Annotated in this window: 12 protein-coding genes and 1 pseudogene; 8 read left to right on the top strand and 5 right to left on the bottom strand. The window is 71.0% G+C overall.

The window, feature by feature from the left end:
* Positions 1-18: 18 nt before the first annotated feature.
* The 6 genes from BQ8008_RS10650 to BQ8008_RS10620 all read left to right on the top strand — a co-directional run bounded on the left by BQ8008_RS10650 (position 19) and on the right by BQ8008_RS10620 (position 7898).
* Positions 19-1764 carry a TOMM precursor leader peptide-binding protein gene (locus BQ8008_RS10650; protein WP_234415359.1) on the top strand — a complete coding sequence of 582 codons (1746 nt, stop codon included), beginning with the start codon at positions 19-21 and terminating at the stop codon, positions 1762-1764.
* The gene (locus BQ8008_RS10645) at positions 1754-2491 is read left to right on the top strand and encodes a hypothetical protein (protein ID WP_108833973.1); all 738 of its coding nucleotides are present in this window, start codon (positions 1754-1756) and stop codon (positions 2489-2491) included. The genes BQ8008_RS10650 and BQ8008_RS10645 overlap by 11 nt, the downstream gene beginning before the upstream one ends.
* A gap of 196 nt (positions 2492-2687) precedes the next feature.
* Complete coding sequence (locus BQ8008_RS10640; protein ID WP_108833972.1) at positions 2688-2864, top strand: thiocillin family RiPP; 177 nt, start codon at positions 2688-2690, stop codon at positions 2862-2864.
* A 98-nt stretch (positions 2865-2962) separates the two neighbouring features.
* Entirely contained in the window at positions 2963-4102 is a 1140-nt protein-coding gene (locus BQ8008_RS10630) for a PqqD family protein (RefSeq protein WP_108833971.1), read from the top strand.
* A complete protein-coding gene (locus BQ8008_RS10625) occupies positions 4099-6738 on the top strand; it encodes a lantibiotic dehydratase (RefSeq protein WP_108833970.1) in 2640 nt (879 codons plus the stop codon). The genes BQ8008_RS10630 and BQ8008_RS10625 overlap by 4 nt, the downstream gene beginning before the upstream one ends.
* Entirely contained in the window at positions 6735-7898 is a 1164-nt protein-coding gene (locus tag BQ8008_RS10620) for a thiopeptide-type bacteriocin biosynthesis protein (protein WP_108833969.1), read from the top strand. Before BQ8008_RS10625 ends, BQ8008_RS10620 begins: the two co-directional genes overlap by 4 nt.
* Before the next feature lie 335 nt (positions 7899-8233).
* Here BQ8008_RS10620 and purB read toward each other — a convergent pair whose 3' ends face one another.
* Positions 8234-9679, bottom strand: coding sequence for an adenylosuccinate lyase (gene purB, locus BQ8008_RS10615; RefSeq protein ID WP_108833968.1), 1446 nt, complete (start codon positions 9677-9679; stop codon positions 8234-8236).
* 5 nt (positions 9680-9684) lie between these two features.
* Positions 9685-10101 (bottom strand): hypothetical protein, encoded by a 417-nt coding sequence (locus BQ8008_RS10610; protein ID WP_108833967.1) that lies wholly within the window; start codon positions 10099-10101, stop codon positions 9685-9687.
* 236 nt (positions 10102-10337) lie between these two features.
* Between BQ8008_RS10610 and BQ8008_RS10605 the strand changes: the two genes are divergently transcribed.
* Positions 10338-10778 carry a GNAT family N-acetyltransferase gene (locus tag BQ8008_RS10605; protein WP_108833966.1) on the top strand — a complete coding sequence of 147 codons (441 nt, stop codon included), beginning with the start codon at positions 10338-10340 and terminating at the stop codon, positions 10776-10778.
* A 182-nt stretch (positions 10779-10960) separates the two neighbouring features.
* Here the strand turns inward: BQ8008_RS10605 and BQ8008_RS10600 are convergent.
* From BQ8008_RS10600 to BQ8008_RS10590, 3 genes and pseudogenes are all read right to left on the bottom strand, one after another.
* Positions 10961-11326: pseudogene (locus BQ8008_RS10600) on the bottom strand (hypothetical protein); the annotation flags it as partial.
* Between the two features lie 79 nt (positions 11327-11405).
* A complete protein-coding gene (locus tag BQ8008_RS10595; protein ID WP_108833965.1) occupies positions 11406-12164 on the bottom strand; it encodes a siderophore-interacting protein in 759 nt (252 codons plus the stop codon).
* A gap of 199 nt (positions 12165-12363) precedes the next feature.
* Complete coding sequence (locus BQ8008_RS10590; RefSeq protein WP_108833964.1) at positions 12364-13458, bottom strand: DNA cytosine methyltransferase; 1095 nt, start codon at positions 13456-13458, stop codon at positions 12364-12366.
* 146 nt (positions 13459-13604) lie between these two features.
* On the opposite strand from BQ8008_RS10590, the gene BQ8008_RS10585 reads away from it, so the two are divergent.
* A complete protein-coding gene (locus tag BQ8008_RS10585) occupies positions 13605-16430 on the top strand; it encodes a DUF1156 domain-containing protein (protein WP_108833963.1) in 2826 nt (941 codons plus the stop codon).
* Position 16431 lies beyond the last annotated feature (1 nt).

The raw sequence follows: 16431 nt of genomic DNA, 5'->3' as shown, positions 1-16431 counted from the left end.
GACGCCACAAGCTCAGTCATGCGTGCCGGCGACGTCGGCCGCGCCGCTCGCCGCGACCTGCAGTTCCGCATCCCCCGCAGGCCCGTGGTCCGACTGGGCCTGCGCGCCCGGCCCGACGAGGACGGCTGGATCGTCGACGGGGCCCGCAAGAGCCAGGTCCTGGGCGGAGCCTTCGCCCGCGAGCACATGGGTCCCCTGCTCGAGGCCTGCGACGGCACCCGCACCCTCGACGAGATCGGCGAGGTCACCGGCATCGGCCCGCAGGCCGCCTTCGAGGCCGTCTCCCTGCTGTGGACCGGCGGCATCGTCGAGGAGGGGGACACCGAGCCCGTCCCCGGTGACCCGGCGCCTGAGCTGGCGCGGTTCCTCTCGCGCCTGGGTGACTCCACCGGCGTCAACGACTCCTGGCAGGACGCCGCCCGCCGCCTGGCCGCCGCCCGGGTCGCCGTCGTCGGGGACAACGAGCTGGCCGGCGAGATGGTCGCCGCCCTGGAGCCCACGCTGCCCGACGTGCGGCTCGACGGCGCACCCCGCCAGGGGGACACGCTCGTCGTCCTCATCGAGACCCAGGGCTCCGCGGGCCGCCGGGAGGAGGTGGCGCGCCGCTGCCGCGAGGCCGGCATCCCGCTGCTGCGGGTGCGCGCCGAGCAGGAGGCGGTCACGGTCGGCCCCTACGTCGACGAGGCCTTCTCACCCTGCCTGGCCTGTGCTAGCGCCGACGAGCCCGAGCTCGGCCCCCGCCCCGAGGCCGCCCGCCGCGACATCGTCATCGGTCTGGCCGCCCGGGCCGTGGCCGCGCTCATCGCCCGTGCCACCGTCACCCACCTGCCCGGGGACGCCCGGCGCACGGACCTGGCCACCTTCACCTACTCCGACCGCCCGGTCGTCTCCCGACCCGGCTGCCCCGTCTGCTCCGTTGCGGGGCAGGGTCAGGCCCCGGTGCCGGTGGCGCCGTCGGCCCCCGTGGGGGCCCGCTACGAGCAGTCCGTGGCCATCCCGCCGGCGGCCTTCGTGGACTCCAAGGGCCATCAGCAGCACTACAAGCCCTCCAACCTGCGCCTTCAGCGCGAGTTCCGCGACTGGCCGGTCTGTCCGCGCGCCCCGCTGCCGCCCGCCGACCTGGAGCGTCTGGACCAGCCCTGGCCCGTCGTGCACCCGCTCACCGATGACGGCTCCGAGCCCGACGTCGTCGCCCGCCCCACCCTGGGCGAGCTCGCCACGATCCTGGCGCTGTCGGTCGGCGTGCGCGAGCCGATCGGCGCCGAGCCCATCGGCCGGGAGCAGGCCGACACCGCCCAGACCCCGCTGAGCGCCAAACTGCGCCGCTGGACGGCCGCCGGCGGCAACATCGGCTCGGTGACCGCCTACGTCCTCGTTCCCGAACGAGGGGAGAACGACGGAGAGCTGGCTCCGGGCGCCTACGTCTACATCGAGCGCGACCACGCCCTGGCGCTCATCGGCCCCGCCCCCAGCGAGCAGACCGGAACGCAGGGGGCGGTGCCCGACGGCGTCGGCGCCCGGATTGTCCTGACCGGCAACGTCGACAAGGTGGCCCGCAAGTACTTCTCCTTCGCCCTGCGGATCGCGGTGCAGGACTGCGGCTGCTCCTTCGAGGTGATCCGCCTCGTCGCCGACGCTCTGGGGGTGCCTCTGCGAGCCCGGGCCCGCTGGGACGAGCAGCAGATCGCCCGGGAGCTGGGCACGGACCCGGTCAGCGAACCGGCCTGCATCGTCGTCGACCTGGGAGGCAGCCGTGCGCACTGACTTCGAGACCCTGCGCGAGCTCATCAACGGCTTCTCGGCCGGATCGGGAACCCGCCCGGGGGAGCCGACCTCCGACGGCCTGGCCGCCCGCCGCCCGCGCCCGCCGCTGGCCTGCCTGGAGCCGGACGTGCTCGCGCCCGGACCCCAGGCGGCCTACCCCTACGAGCTGCACCGGACCTTCGAGCGCCGCTCGTCCTCCACCAGCTACGGTGCCGAGCCGCTGGCGGTCGAGCCCCTCCTGGGCATGATCCGCGACGCCCTGGCCGACGACGCGCGCACCTGGGGCGAGGACGCCGCTGCCTGCCCCCTGGAGCCGTTCGTCCTCCTCCTGCGCCCGAGTGGTGCCGAGCCGGGCATCTACCGGGTGCGGCTCGACGGCGTCGACCTCGTCCGCCCCCTGCCGGACGCGGAGGCGATCGAGGGCATGACGGTGCAGAAGGAGTTCGCCCGCGCCGGCGCCATCGTCTCGGTGGCCGCGAACCTCGATGAGGCCGACGCCTGGGGCGGGGCGTCCGGCTACCGCTTCACCATGAGCCGCAGCGCGGCCCTCATCTACTCGCTGCACCTGCGCGCCGTCGCCCGCGGGCTGGTGGGGACGGTCTTCGCCGGCTTCGCCACCTCGGCGGTGCGCCACCTGCTGGACTCCGACGGCGTCAGCCGCCACCAGATGTTCGCCGTCACCATCGCCAGTCCGCAGACGACTCCACCTGACCAGGTGGCCGGCTAGCCCCGGTCACCACCCGCGAGCGCCGCCGGCCAGCCGGCGGCGAGACGGCCCCAGAACTCCATATCGCGCCAGAGCGCCACACAGACCACCCCGTTCGCGGGGTTGTGGGGCCCGGCCCCGGCAGGCCGGACCCCCAGGGCCCGATCGGGCCCTGCTCCTGCCCACACGACGTATGAGAGAAGGAGGTGAACAGCATATGACGAACAGCGCGATTGATCTCACCCTCGCCGACAGTGACTTCGGCGTCGAGGAGCTGCCTGAGGGCAACGCCCTGGGTTGCGCCTTCAGCAGCGCCAGCGCGTCCTGTCCGGCCAGCGCGGCCTCGGCCTCGTGCCCGGCCTGCGCCGCCAGCGCGTCGACGACGTCCTGCTGACGACCCCATGGTGGCGGGCAGGAGACCGGGGTCTCCTGCCCGCCACTAGCGGTACCCCGGATTACCGCGAACCGATCTGAGGGAGCCAAGAGCCCACGATGAGCACGGTGATGAGTACGGCGATGAGCAGCACGAGCACCCCGACGAGCCCGATCCCGCGCCTGCGCCGCGGCGTGAGCCTGATCGTCGGGATGGACAACCAGCCGATGCTGTTCGACTCCGACTCGGGCAAGTACCACCGGCTCGGGGCGGCCGCGGCCTTCATCGTCAACCAGTTCGACGGGGTGCGCTCCCTGCCGACCATCATCGAACAGCTGCCCCAGGACATCGACGAGGCCGGCGCCAGGCGCATCACGAGCCCCCCCGCCCGCACCAGACGCACCCGCGGTCGGCACACCGCCCAGCCCCGCCAGGCCCGCCACCTCAAGGTCGAGCAGCCCCGCCGCAGCGGAGGCTGGTGGCTGCCCCGCATCATCATCGCCCGCAAGTACCACCGGATCGTCGCCCCGATCGTCACCCTGCTTCAGCGTCTGCCGGCCCGCGCGCTCAGCTGGGTATTCCTGGCGCTGGCCGCCTGCGGCTACACGGCCGGGGCCATGGCCCTGGCCTCCCTGGCCGGTGGCCCCCGCCCGGGCGTCCTCGTCCTCGTCACGGCGGTGGCGATCCAGCTGGTGAGCATCCTGCTGCACGAGTCCTGGCACGCCATCGTCGCCGGCTACCTGGGCACCCCCATCCGAGGTCTGGGGGTGGCGCTCATGTTCTGGGCGATCCCCATCGCCTACGTCGACCGCACCGACTCCTACCGGGTGCGCTCCCGGCGCGGGCTGACGATGCTGGCCCTGGCCGGCATCTTCTCCGACGGCGTCGTCTGCGGTCTGGAGGCGGCCGTCGCCTGGGCCTCGACGGGAACGGTGCGCCAGGTGGCCCTGACCCTGTGCGCCTTCCAGCTCACGATGCTCGTCACCAACCTCAACCCCCTCACCCAGTCCGACGGCGTCGCCGCGGTCGAGGCAGCCACCGGCTCGGTCAACCTGCGCGGGCGCTCCATGTTCGTGCTGCGCTGTGTCCTCAGACGCCAGCCCCTGCCGCCGGCCCTGGCCGTCATGCGGCCCGCGGTGCGCTGGGGCTATTTCATCTACGGGCTTCTGTGCAGTCTTCTCGGTCTCCTGGCCTTCGTGATGAGCGTTGTATGGATAGGCTACTGGCTGTCCGTTCTCTTGAAAGGTTTCCTCCTATGACGCAGCCGGTTCTCTCCCGCGCCGGTGCCTCCCCCTCCCGACAGCCACAGCCGCACTCCACATCCGCCGTGACCCCCGGGGAGCCCGTCCCATCCGCCCCGTCTTCCGCCGTACCAGCGCCGGTACCGGCATCGGAACCGGAGCCCCCGGCCCTGGCTCAGCCCGCCGTGGCCCTGCCCACCCTCGTGCGCCTGGGAGGACTCCCGGCGCGAGCCGTTCCCGAGACCACCGCCGCCGTGACCGGCAACCTGGAGTACCTGCGCCGGCTCGACGAGGTGCTCGACGGCGCCGCGAACCAGCTGCTCGACCCGCTCTACGAGCTCATCCCCACCCTGGCCAAGACTGAGCGCCGCCTGGTCCTGCGCGCCAAGCGCCGGGTCTTCCAGGGGCGAGCCACCGGCCTGTCCGAGGAGGTCCTGGCGGCCCTGCCCACTGAGCTCCGCGCGCTGCTGGAGCGCTGGGACGCCCTGGTGGCCCGCAAGGAGGAGACCCGCGCGCGCCTGGCCGTCCTGGTCGACGTCGACCTGGACCGCAGCCGCGAGCTGCTGGCGGCCGGACTCGTCGAGCCCGGCTACCAGGAGGCCCTGGCGATCGCCGCCCCGGCCCTCATCTCCACCCTGGCCACCCGCGGCCGCAGACTCGAGGACCCCCGCGTCCTGCGCACCCTCTACACCCTGGCCACCCGGGCCGCCCTCAAGACCAGCCCCTTCTCGGGACTGACCACCGTCAACGAGGCCGGCCAGCCGTCCGCCGGGCGCAGCCACCGCATGGTGGCGACCCACCTGGCCTACCGCATCCTGAGCGCCACCGCCCAGGACCTGGCACCCGACGGCGCCCTCTACCTCGAGCCGACCCCCGTGCGCCGGGCCGTCACCGCCTCCGGCGCGGGCCCGGCCCGGGTTTACGGCCAGTACCCGCCCAGCGAGCCCGAGGCCGAGGCGCTGACCATCGTCGGCGAGCACGAGTACGGCAACGGCATGGTCTTCCGTCAGGAGACCGTCCAGCCCGCCCGCTGGCTCCAGGAGACCCACGACGCCCTGACCGGCGGCGGCATGCACGCCGTCCTCAGCGTGCGCGACGCCTGCGAGCGCGTGGGCGGCGCCAACCCGCGCCTGCGCCTGGAGCGGCTGCTGGCCTCGGGCGCCGTCGTGCCGCGGGTGCCCTGGTACCGCGGGGAGAACCCCTTCCCGCTGCTGGCCGCCACGCTCTCACCGGACCAGCAGCGCCAGTGGGGCGAGGACCTGGCCTGGCTGGCCCGGCTCGACGAGGCCATCGGCGCCGCCGACGGGCTCACTCGCGCCGAGCTCCTCAACCGCGCCGTGCGGCTGGCCGAGCGCGTCTTCCCCGACGGCGAGCTCGGCGAGCGCCCCAGCGGCTTCCTCTACGAGGACCGCGAGTCCGCTCGCAGCTGGGCCGACCCGCTTGACGAAGCCCCCTTCGTCCAGGACGTGCGGACCCTCGGCGAGCTCGCCGACCCGTGGGTGGCCCGCTCCCACATCTACGACCTCATGGTGACCCGGTTCGTCGCGCTGTTCGGCAACGGTGGGGTGTGCAAGGACCCGCTCGCCTTCTTCATGACCCTCGCCCACGCCCCCGACGGCGACGAGGAGATGCTGCGCGCCGCCGGGCTCGACTACGCCGCCGGGCCCGACGCGGAGCGCACCGCCCTGTCCGGCGGGGCCTCCGGCTCGCCCCGGCACCTGGGCGCCTTCCTCCAGCCCGTGGCCCCCAACGCGCAGACCTATGCCGCCGGCGGGGGACTGACCGTCGTCAACGCCTTCACCAACGCCAATGGCTCGCTGCAGGCCCGCTTCCACCGGCTCCTGGGGTCCGGCTTCCGGGAGCGCCTGGCCTCGCGGATCCGCACCGCCTGGGGCACCGAGCGGGTCCTGGAGATCCAGGCCAGCACCGAGTGCAACACCGGCCAGGCCGTCTCCTGCGGGCTCCTGCCCCCGCTGGGTCTGCCCGGTGAGCCGGGCGCGCCTGACACGATCCCCCTCAGCTCCCTGCGGCTCGTCCACGACCCGGCCACGAGCACGCTGTTCCTGGCCGACGACGCCGGGCCCGTGGGGCTGGCCTACCTGGGCCTGACCCCGCAGTACCTCCTGGGCGGATACCTGTCCTGGCTGGTGCTGCTGAGCGACCCGTGGTCCCGGCTGCCCCCGTTCGCCGACCACTGGACCAGCCGCCGTCGGGACCTGAACGGCCCCCTGCCCGACGAGGTCATGCACTCCGAGCGGGCCGTGGCCGGCCGCCTGGTGACGCGCCGCGAGTCCTGGACCTTCCCGGCCGCGCAGATCGCCCCGCTCATGGACCGCGACCTGACGACGACCCTGCTGCACATGGACGACCTGCGCAAGCAGTGGGGGATGCCGGTGGAGGTGTTCGTCCACCAGCACATGCCCTCCCAGGGCGCCACCTTCGACCAGCACAAGCCCCGATACGTGGACCTCACCTCGCCGGTCTCCGTGCTGGCCCTTAGGGGGTGGATCGATCCCGACGCCGCGCACATCAGCTTCGTCGAGGCCCTCCCGGCCCGCGGCGAGGCCCTGGGGCTCACGCAGGACGGTGAGCCCACGGCGGTCGAGTACCTCGTGGGGCTGCAGTGGCCCAAGAACCTGGAAGGCACGGCATGAGCACGCACGACGACTCCCAGGCCAGCCGGCGCGAGCAGCGCAACCAGCCCAGCCGGCTCACCCGCTCCCGGCGCCTGCGCTGGCTCGGCGGGCGCTCCCGGGTCTCCGAGCAGTCCGAGCGGTTCGGGCAGACCGGCCAGGCCGGGCAGGGAGGCGCCACCCCGCAGGTGGGGGCCTCGATCCCGGGGATCCAGCCCCTGGAGATGGCGGCCGCCGACTTCGGCAGCCTGCGCGCCCAGCACAGCTCGGTGCGCCAGCGGGGATCGGCGCTGGTCAACCAGGCCGACGACGTCGGCTGGCTGTATGCGCGGATCTACTGCGCCGGAGGGGACGACACCGACGAGCTGCTGCCGGAGATCGCCCAGTGGCTGGCCCGGGCCCGCGGCCAGTGGGATATCCGCTCGGCGCACTTCCTGCGCTTCGTCGACCTGCGCGGGCACCACGTCCGGCTGCGACTCAAGGCCGTCCAGGGCGTCCTGGACGAGGCCTACGAGAGCATGCGCGAGCTCGACGCCGTCGCCCGGCGGGCCGAGGTGCGCACGGTCGAGCGCCTTGTCTCCGACCCGATGACCAGTGGCATCGGCGCCAGCCGGCCCGGGATCGCCTTCGGCGTCTACGGCCCCGAGTACGCCAAGTACGGGGGCGTGGCCGGCGTCGAGGAGGCCGAGCGCCACTTCTACGTCTCCAGCCGGTGGTGCCTGGACCGCCAGATCTGGCAGATCCCGAGATCGGTGCCCCGGGCGGCCCTGGCGGCGCGGTTCCTGGCGCTGGCGGCCCAGAGCGCGCCGCTGCCCGCGGCCGAGCTGCTCTCCGCCCACCTGCGGATGTGGGGCTCGCGTCTGCCCGCGCACCTGCGCGACGGCAGCGCCCTGGGACCGATCGTCCAGCAGCTGCTGGAGGTCATCGAGTTCCAGTTCGATGAGATCCCCGCCTGGGGGCGGGCCGCCGGGGCCATGGGCGAGTTGGCCGACGACGCCGCCCGCGCCATCGGCGCCATGGGGGCTGGCACCGGTGGGCGCCGGGCCCTGGACCTGCTGCACATCGACGTCAACCGGCTCGGCCTCAACCCGGCCGAGGAGTGCGTCGCCGGGCTGTGCGCCCGCCAGCTCCTGGCCGGAGGCGCCGTGCCCCCGGTCCAGCCCTCAGCCGCCGTCGGGTAGCCACGCGCGTCGCCCTGCCCCGCCTGGCTCCTGTCCTCCTCCTGGACTGGGGCCAGGTGGCACTGACGCATCATCGGCTCCGGCCTACCTCCGCCTCGGGCCGGTCCACTGAACGAGGGTGGGGGTGTACTGGCCAAGGGTTGTGCATACTGCACGAACTCCTGCACCTCATGGAGTACACCCGACCCTTCCCCAGTAGCGCCCGACCCTCGTGCAGTGCGGGCGGGGCGTCTGGATCGGCCGGCGTCTCTCGGTCGCCGGTCCTCGGTCGGTGACTCCCGGCCAGCGCGCCCTGCCGGCGTCTCCCGGTCTGGGCTTGATCTGCTTGCGGGCCTTCAGTCGTCCAGGTGGGAGACGAGCTCGGCGGCCAGGCCCGTGTAGGTGGTGGGGGTCAGGGCGAGCAGGCGGGCCTCGACGTCGTCGGGCATGCCGAGCCCGGAGATGAACTCGCGCATGCCCTCGGGGGTGACCTTCTTGCCGCGGGTGAGCTCCTTGAGGCGCTCGTACGGGTCGGCCATGCCGGTGGCCCCGGCGACGGCGGCCGCCCGCATGGCCTGCTGGACGGGCTCGCCGAGCACCTCCCAGGTCGCCTCCAGGTCCTCCTCCAGGCGGGCGCGGTCGACGTCGAGCCCGGCCAGACCGCGGCGGATGTTGTCGACGGCCAGCAGCGAGTGCCCCAGGGCCGCGCCCACGTTGCGCTGCGTGGTGGAGTCGGTGAGGTCGCGCTGGAGGCGGGAGGTGACGAGCGTGGCGGCCAGGGTGTCCAGCAGCGAGCAGGAGATCTCCAGATTGGCCTCGCCGTTCTCGAAGCGGATCGGGTTGACCTTGTGCGGCATGGTCGACGAGCCGGTGGAGCCCTGCGCGCTCAGGCGCTGGTGGAAGTAGCCCAGCGAGATGTAGGTCCACACGTCGGTGGCCAGGTTGTGGGCGATCCGGTTGAAGCGGGCGACGTCGGAGTAGAGCTCGGCCTGCCAGTCGTGGGACTCGATCTGGGTGGTCAGCGGGTTCCAGGTCAGGCCCAGGTGCTCGACGAAGCCGCGGCCCACGGCCCGCCAGTCGGCGCCGGGGACGGAGACGACGTGTGCGCCGAAGGTGCCGGTGGCGCCGTTGATCTTGCCCAGGTACTCGGTGGCCTCGACGCGGCGCACCTGGCGGCGCAGCCGGTGTGCCAGGACCGCCAGCTCCTTGCCGAGCGTGGTGGGGGTGGCCGGCTGGCCGTGCGTGCGCGCCAGCATGGCGGCGTCGGCGTACTCGTGGGCCATGGCGGCCAGGTCCTCGACCAGACCGCGGGCGGCCGGCAGCCACACCTGCTCGATGGCGGCGCGGATCGTCAGGGCGTAGGAGAGATTGTTGATGTCCTCGCTGGTGCAGAAGATGTGGACGATCTCGCCGACCGTGGGCAGCACGGTGGGGCCGCCGTCGGCGCCGACGACGCCAGGGGCCTGCGCGGCCGCGGCCAGGCGGCGCTTGAGCAGGTACTCGACGGCCTTGACGTCGTGGCGGGTCTCGGCCTCGATGGCGCCGAGCTCGGCGATCGCCTCGGCCCCGAAGTCCTCCACGACGCCGCGCAGGTAGGCCTTCTCCGTCTCGCTGAGGCGGGGGGCGCCGGGCAGGACGCCGTTGTCGGTCAGGTGGATGAGCCACTCGACCTCGACCTGCAGGCGAGCCCGGTTGAGGGCTGCTTCGGAGAGGTGATTGACCAGCGGGGCGGTGACGGCGCGGTAGCGGCCGTCCAGGGGGCCCAGGGCAATGGCGGGGGAGACGGTGGAGAGGTCGACCATGCCGCTCATTGTGGCAGGTTGCCGCCGATCTCTGCGAGAGGAGCCTCCGGGGTGGAGATGAAGACGGGCTGCGCGGTGGGCTTGCGCTGACGGTGGGCGCACTGGCTGACGATGACGTAGAGCAGGATGCCGGCCGCCGGCAGGTTGATGACGGCTGCGGCGTCGTGGTTGTAGAAGCCGTAGGCGAGCAGGGCGATCGCGAGCCCGAGGCCGATGACGCTCAGGGCGAGGATCGAGGGGCCCGGGATGCGCTGGGACGGCTCGGCCCGCTGGACGTGCTGGGCCTGGAGAAGGATGAGACTGACCGTCAGCAGGCTCAGAGGCGTCAGGAGGGAGGTTTCCCAGCCGAACAGCCCGCCGCCGACGGTGAGGACCAGGACGGTGGTGGCGAGAGTGAAGACGACTGGAGGGAGGAGTCGCATGGCAGATGACCTCATAGGGGCGGACACGGTGGGGAATGGTACGACCAGGCAAAATCCTGCCGGATTCTTGTGGCATTTTCAACAAGTGGCCCGTCATCATTGATGGGTAGGCCTACCCGGGCTCACCCACTCTAGTCATTGAAGCGTCCTCAATCGGCAAAACCGGGTTTTACCAGGGAAAATGCAATGCGTCCGTGACGCCATAGGTGACGTGCGGGTCAGTAGATAATGAGGCTGTGAAGACGGATCGGGTCCCGCACGGAGCGGCAGTCAGAGTTCTGGTGGAGCAGGACCTGGCCAGTGAGCAGATGCTGGCTCTTATGCGCCAGGCTGCGGGGCTTCCGGACGCCGAGCTGTGCCGGATCATTGCCGAGGAGCTGGCAGTCATGGAGGTCGTGGGTACGGGCCCGCGGGGCGCGCCCACGTCGATGGCGGCCTACGTCTCACAGTCCCACGGTGTCGTGCTGGAGTACATTGCCGTGGCTCCGGAACTACGTGGCGACGGGATCGGGCGGACGCTCGTTGACGCTCTTGCCGGTGTGTCGGGGCAGGTTGTCGCCGAGACCGATGACGACGCCGTCGGCTTCTATCGGGCGCTCGACTTCGACATCGGCCCTGCGCCGTCGGACCCGCGCTGGCCGGGGCGCCGCCGCTACCGCTGTGTGCGGCGGTCCTGATCCTGAACGACACATGTCGGGGACTGCGTTTCGCCCCGAGGACGTACTCCTCCGGCAAACGACAACGGCCCGCCCCTCCAGTCATCTGGAGGAGAACGCAGCCCTCGGGGTGTAAGTACGTCCTCGACCGACGTCGTCGAGAAGTTTGGTGGTTGGAGCTGGCGGGTGATGAGTCTTATCGGGGGCGAGGAAGTGCTCGCGGCGACCTCACGGGGCCGCCGGTCCCTCAGGCTGCGCACCACAACGTAGCCCAGCAGGCCCAGGGCGGGCAGGGCGAGGAGAGCGACGAGGTCGGACCTGAAGAGGCCGCGCGCGAGAGTGAGTCCCGAGAGAACGACCCCGACGGTTCCCAGCAGCCGGATCCCCGACGGCGGAAGCGCCCGCTCGCCGGAGCCGGCGTTCTGCGCCCGCAGCAGGAGAAGGCCGAGCAGGAGCATGCACAGCGATGTGTTGAGGCTGTTGACCTGCCAGCCGAGTAGCAGGCTTCCGATCGAGGTGACCAGGACGGTCAGGGCAAGGACGAGAATGGCGAGCTTGATGAGTCGCATGTCGAGCACCTCGGTGAACAGATCGCGACGATGAACGGCTCCAGGATAAGTCTGTTCCTCGCCTTGTGTCGCCTCGGTGTCAGGCCTCGGAGGCCACGCCCATGGCTCGGCCGCGGATCCAGTAGGCCTGGTGCTGGATGCTGCGCCGGCTCATGCCGGAGGCGACCAGGTGGCGCCGCACCGCCTTGGTGACGCTGCTCTCCAGCGCGATCCAGGCCCAGTCGAGCGCCAGATCCCCGGTGTCCGCCCACAGGGTGCGGTCGACGGCGGCCAGCAGCCTGTCCTCCAGGACCTCGGGGTCCAGACGGACGAACTCATGGTCTCGCTCGGCCATGGGCAGGTAGCCGTCGCGAGGCGCCAGCATGATGACCGTGGCCGGACTGCCCACCGGGGCGGCGTTCACGGCGTCGACGAGCGCGGGCGCGGAGGCGCGATCTCCCACCAGGAGCAGCCGGTCGCCGGGGGACGGAGACCGGTAGCTGGTGCCGCCCATGACCTGGACGGCGACCGTCGCGCCCGGTCTCACGTGGCTCGACCACTGCGACGCCGGCCCGGCCGGCTCATGGTGCAGGAACAGGATCCTGGCGGAGGCCTGACTCCGGTCGATGCGGGTGAGCGTGTAGGCGCGCTGGTACTCGCGGCCGTCGTGCGGAATCCACATGCGCACCCAGGCGGTGGGAGGCAGTGCGGCGGCCCCAGAGCCCAGGAGGCTCGGGCACTGGACGATCAGCTCCGTGTAGGGCGGGAGCTCGCGCACCCCGGTGACCGTGAGCTTGTGCTCCGGCACGCGCAGCGCCTTGAGCACTGTGCCCTGGAATCCCCGTCCTCCACGTGCCATCTGCTGGCTTGCCTTCCTGTGTCCTGGTGTCTTCCAAGGCGAACCTTAACCGGAGCAGGTGTGAGCTTGCTTGGGACGGTCCACGCGGAAAAGGACAGAAAATTTCGGGAAAATTCCGCAAGAATGCCGACGGCGCCCGACAGGTTCAGCGTACTGGGGCACCTGGGACGCTCGACTGCTTCAGTGCCCGGGCTCGCCCTCAGAACTGTGCGAGGATCTGCCGCGCGATGGCGGTGCCCAGTGGGATGGGCACGGCGTTGCCGATCTGCCGGGCGATGGACGCTCGGGAGCCGATGAATCGGTGCGTGTCGGGGAATCCCTGGAGGAGCGCCGCCTCGTAGTGGGTGATGGCGCGGTTCTCCACGGGATGGAGGTAGCGGCCCTTCTCCGGCTTGAAGAACTCGGTCCGGATCGTCACGGAGGGCCGGTCCCAGTGCATTCGCCCCATGACGTCCATGGATCCGGAGGTGTGCCGGAGCCAGCAGGGCGCCTTCAAATCGTCCGGAAGATCGGCTCGATTTCCGCCCTGGGGGATCTTGGCGAAGCGCTCGAGCGAGATGGGGCTGTAGCCCCGGGAGACATGCAGCTCCCGGGGGGAGAAGGCCCCGGGCACCTGCCGCGAGCCGACCCGGGTGCGGAGCTGGTCGAATCGCTCGTCCATGTCGGGCTGCGCGGGCACGCGCAGCAGCGTCTCCCTCACCGTCCGGTACGGGGGCAGTCCACTGCCCTCGTCCGGGGAGTGCGTGGGCTCCGGGAACTCGGGAGCCGTCATGTCTTCGCGGTGCCCGATGAGGACGGCGCGCCTGCGCGCCTGCGGGGCGCCGTAGTCGGCGGCGTTGAGGACGCGGAAGTCGAAGGAGTAGTCCTCGAGGAACTCCCCGGGGCGGGTGGCGGCCAGGAAGTCGCGGTACTGGGGCGACTTCCCGAAGGCGGGCACGTTCTCCACGACGAAGTACTTGGGCCTGGCCCTCTGAATGACCTGGGCGTACTGCTCCCAGAGTCGGTTGCGGGCGTCCTCCGCGTCCCGCTTGCCGAGCGTGCTGAACCCCTGGCACGGGGGGCCGCCGACGACGACGTCGACGCCGGTGGGGATCGTCCCCTCGGCGAGCCAGTCCTGGATGGCGCCCGCGTAGACCTCCGTCTCGGGGAAGGTCGCCCGGTAGGAGGCGGCGGCCTCCGGGTCCATCTCGACTGCGGCGATGCTGCGGAAGCGCGACGACGCCGTATGGAAGCCCGCAGTGAGCCCTCCCGCCCCGGCGAAGAGGTCGAGGACGCGGATGGTGCGGGCAGTCATGGAATCAGGGTAGCCGGCCGGTACGACACCGAATCGAGGCTCACCGTCGGTTCAGGGGTGTGATTCGTGTCGGAGGGCGGTCGTAGGATGTTCCCGTTCGCACCCGCGGAGAATTCCCCCGTTCTCCGTCGACAGGAAGGACTCCCGTGCCCAGGAAGCTCATTGAGGTGGCGCTGCCTCTCGACGCCATCAACCAGCAGTCCGCTCGGGAGAAATCCATCCGCAAGGGGCATCCCTCCACGCTGCACCTGTGGTGGTCCCGCAAGCCCACGGCCACCTCGCGCGCCGTGCTCTTCTCCCAGTTGGTCGACGACCCCTCCGAGCGCTACGAGGAGTTCCTGGAGGCGGCCCGGGCCGCGGGGGAGACAGACCCTGAGTCCGCCGCCGAGCGGGCCGTGGAGGCGGAGCGCCGCCGCCTGTTCACTCTCATCACCCGCATGGTGAACTGGGACAACATCGGCGATGAGCACCTCATGCGTGAGGTCATGGGGGAGATCCGCCGCTCCACGGGGGATGAGCCGCCCGCGGTCCTCGATCCCTTCGCCGGAGGCGGTTCCATCCCCCTGGAGGCCCAGCGGCTCGGCCTGGAGGCGCACGCCTCCGACCTCAACCCCGTGGCCGTCCTCATCAACAAGGCCCTCATCGAGATCCCGCCGCGCTTCGCCGGCTGCGCCCCGGTCTTCCCCGGCGCCGACGACGGCACGCGCAGCTGGCCCGGTGCGCACGGCCTGGCCGAGGACGTGCGCCGCTACGGGGAGTGGATGCGTGAGGAGGCCTGGAGGCGCATCGGCCACCTCTATCCGCGGGCGCAGTTGCCTGACGGATCGGAGGCGACCGTCATCGCCTGGATCTGGGCGCGGACCGTCACCTGCCCCAACCCGGCCTGCGGCATTGAGACTCCCCTCGTTTCGAAGTGGTGGCTGGGGAAGAAGAAGGGTAAGGAGGCCTACATCGTCCCGACGGTCGTCGGGGATCATGTCGAGTACTCCATCGGCCACGATCCCAAGCGGGCGCCGACGAAGCAGGATGATGGAACCGTTGATCGGAACGGCGCCCGTTGCCTGGCTTGTGAAGCGCATATCGGTTTCGACTATCTTCGGTCTGAGGCTCGGAGTGGTCGCATGGGGGCGGAACTGACAGCGATCGCTACGGAGGGACGCGGCTCTCGCACGTATTTGCCGCCGGACAGAGGTCATGTTGCAACGGCGTTTCGCGCCGTTCCGTCGAGCACCCCTATGGGAGAGCTTCCCGAGGCGGCATTGGGGTTCCGTGTGCAGGCATACGGCATGCTGAAGTACTCCGACCTGTTCAGTTCGCGTCAGTTGACGGCGTTGACCACCTTCTCGGATCTGGTGGGCGAGGCGCGTGAGCGCGTATTGCAGGACGCCCTCGCCAGCGGAATGAGTGAGGGGCAACGCTTTGAAGCAGGTGGTGGGGGAGCAGGGGCCTATGCTGATGCGGTGGCAACATATCTGGGGTTCATTGTATCCAGGCTTACCGACTACTCGTCGGCTCTGAATACGTGGGCAAATAACCCTCAGATGGAAATACTTCGCAACGTATTTGCTCGACAAGCCCTTTCGATGTCCTGGGATTTTGCTGAAGGAAATCCCTTTGCTGATTCCTCGGGGAGTATGTCAATTATGGTTAGGGCTGTTTCTGAAGCGGTTAGCCGGGTGCCTGCTTGCTCTTATTCCGATGTTCTTCAGGCTGATGCTGCATTATGTGAGTATCGAGGCGCCGTCATCTCCACAGATCCGCCGTACTACGACAATATCGGCTACTCGGACCTGTCCGACTTCTTCTACGTCTGGCTGCGCCGCTCCCTCAAGGACATCCACCCCTCCCTGTTCTCCACCATGCTCGTGCCCAAGGCCGAGGAACTGGTCGCCAACCAGTACCGGCATGGGGGCAAGGATGGGGCAAGGGACTTCTTCGAGGACGGCTTCCGCGCCGTCTTCGCCAATGCCCGCCGGAGCGCCAACCCGGACTACCCGATGACGGTCTACTACGCCTTCAAGCAGTCAGAGACTAATGCTGCCGGGCGGACCTCCACCGGCTGGTCCACGATCCTCGAGGGGATGATCCGCTCCGGCTGGAGTATCACTGCCACTTGGCCAGTCCGATCTGAGCGCGGCGGACGGATGAGGGATATCGGCTCGAATGCACTCGCGTCTTCCGTCGTCCTTGTGCTGCGGCCCCGTCCCGAGGATGCCCCCACGACCAACCGCCGCAGTCTCATGCGCGAACTGCGCCGCACTCTTCCCGAGGCCGTCGAGACCCTGCGCAGCGGCGGCATCGCCCCCGTCGACCTCGCCCAGGCGGCCATCGGCCCCGGCATGAGCGTCTTCTCCCGCTACTCTCGCGTCATCAGCCCCGACGGCACCGACATGAGCGTCTCCGAGGCCCTCACCCAGATCAACGCCGTGCTCGACGAGGTCCTCGGCGAGCAGGAGGGCGACCTCGACCCCGACACCCGCTGGTGCCTCACCTGGTTCGACGCCCACGGCTTCACCGAGGGCCCCTACGGGGAGGCCGAGACCCTCGCCTCCGCCCGCAACGCCTCCATCGACGCCCTCAAGCGCTCCGGCGTCCTCACCTCCGGCGGCGGCCGCGTCGGCCTCATCGCCCCCGCCGACCTCCCCGACGACTACGACCCCCGCACCGACGACCGCATCTCCCACTGGGAGGTCGTCCTCCACCTCGCCCGGGCCCTCGACCGGCGCGGCATCGACGAGGCCGGGAGGCTCCTCTCCGCCGCCGCCGAACGCGGCCTGGGCGCCGACATCCTCCAGTCCCTCGCCTACCGCCTCTACTCCCTCGCCGAGAAGCACGGCTGGACCGAGGCCGGCCTCCTCTTCAACGCCCTGGGCGGCTCCTGGCCGGAGATCGCCACCGCGGCCCGGACCGCGGAGAGCACCGGTCCGGACATCCAGACCGCACTCGACCTCGACACCCTGGAGAACCACTGAC

Source organism: Actinomyces sp. Marseille-P3109 (assembly GCF_900323545.1).
In the GTDB taxonomy this organism is placed as follows: Bacteria; Actinomycetota; Actinomycetes; order Actinomycetales; family Actinomycetaceae; genus Actinomyces.
The sequence above is the reverse complement of the archived record's forward strand: the minus strand, read 5'-3'. Positions and strand labels throughout refer to the sequence as shown.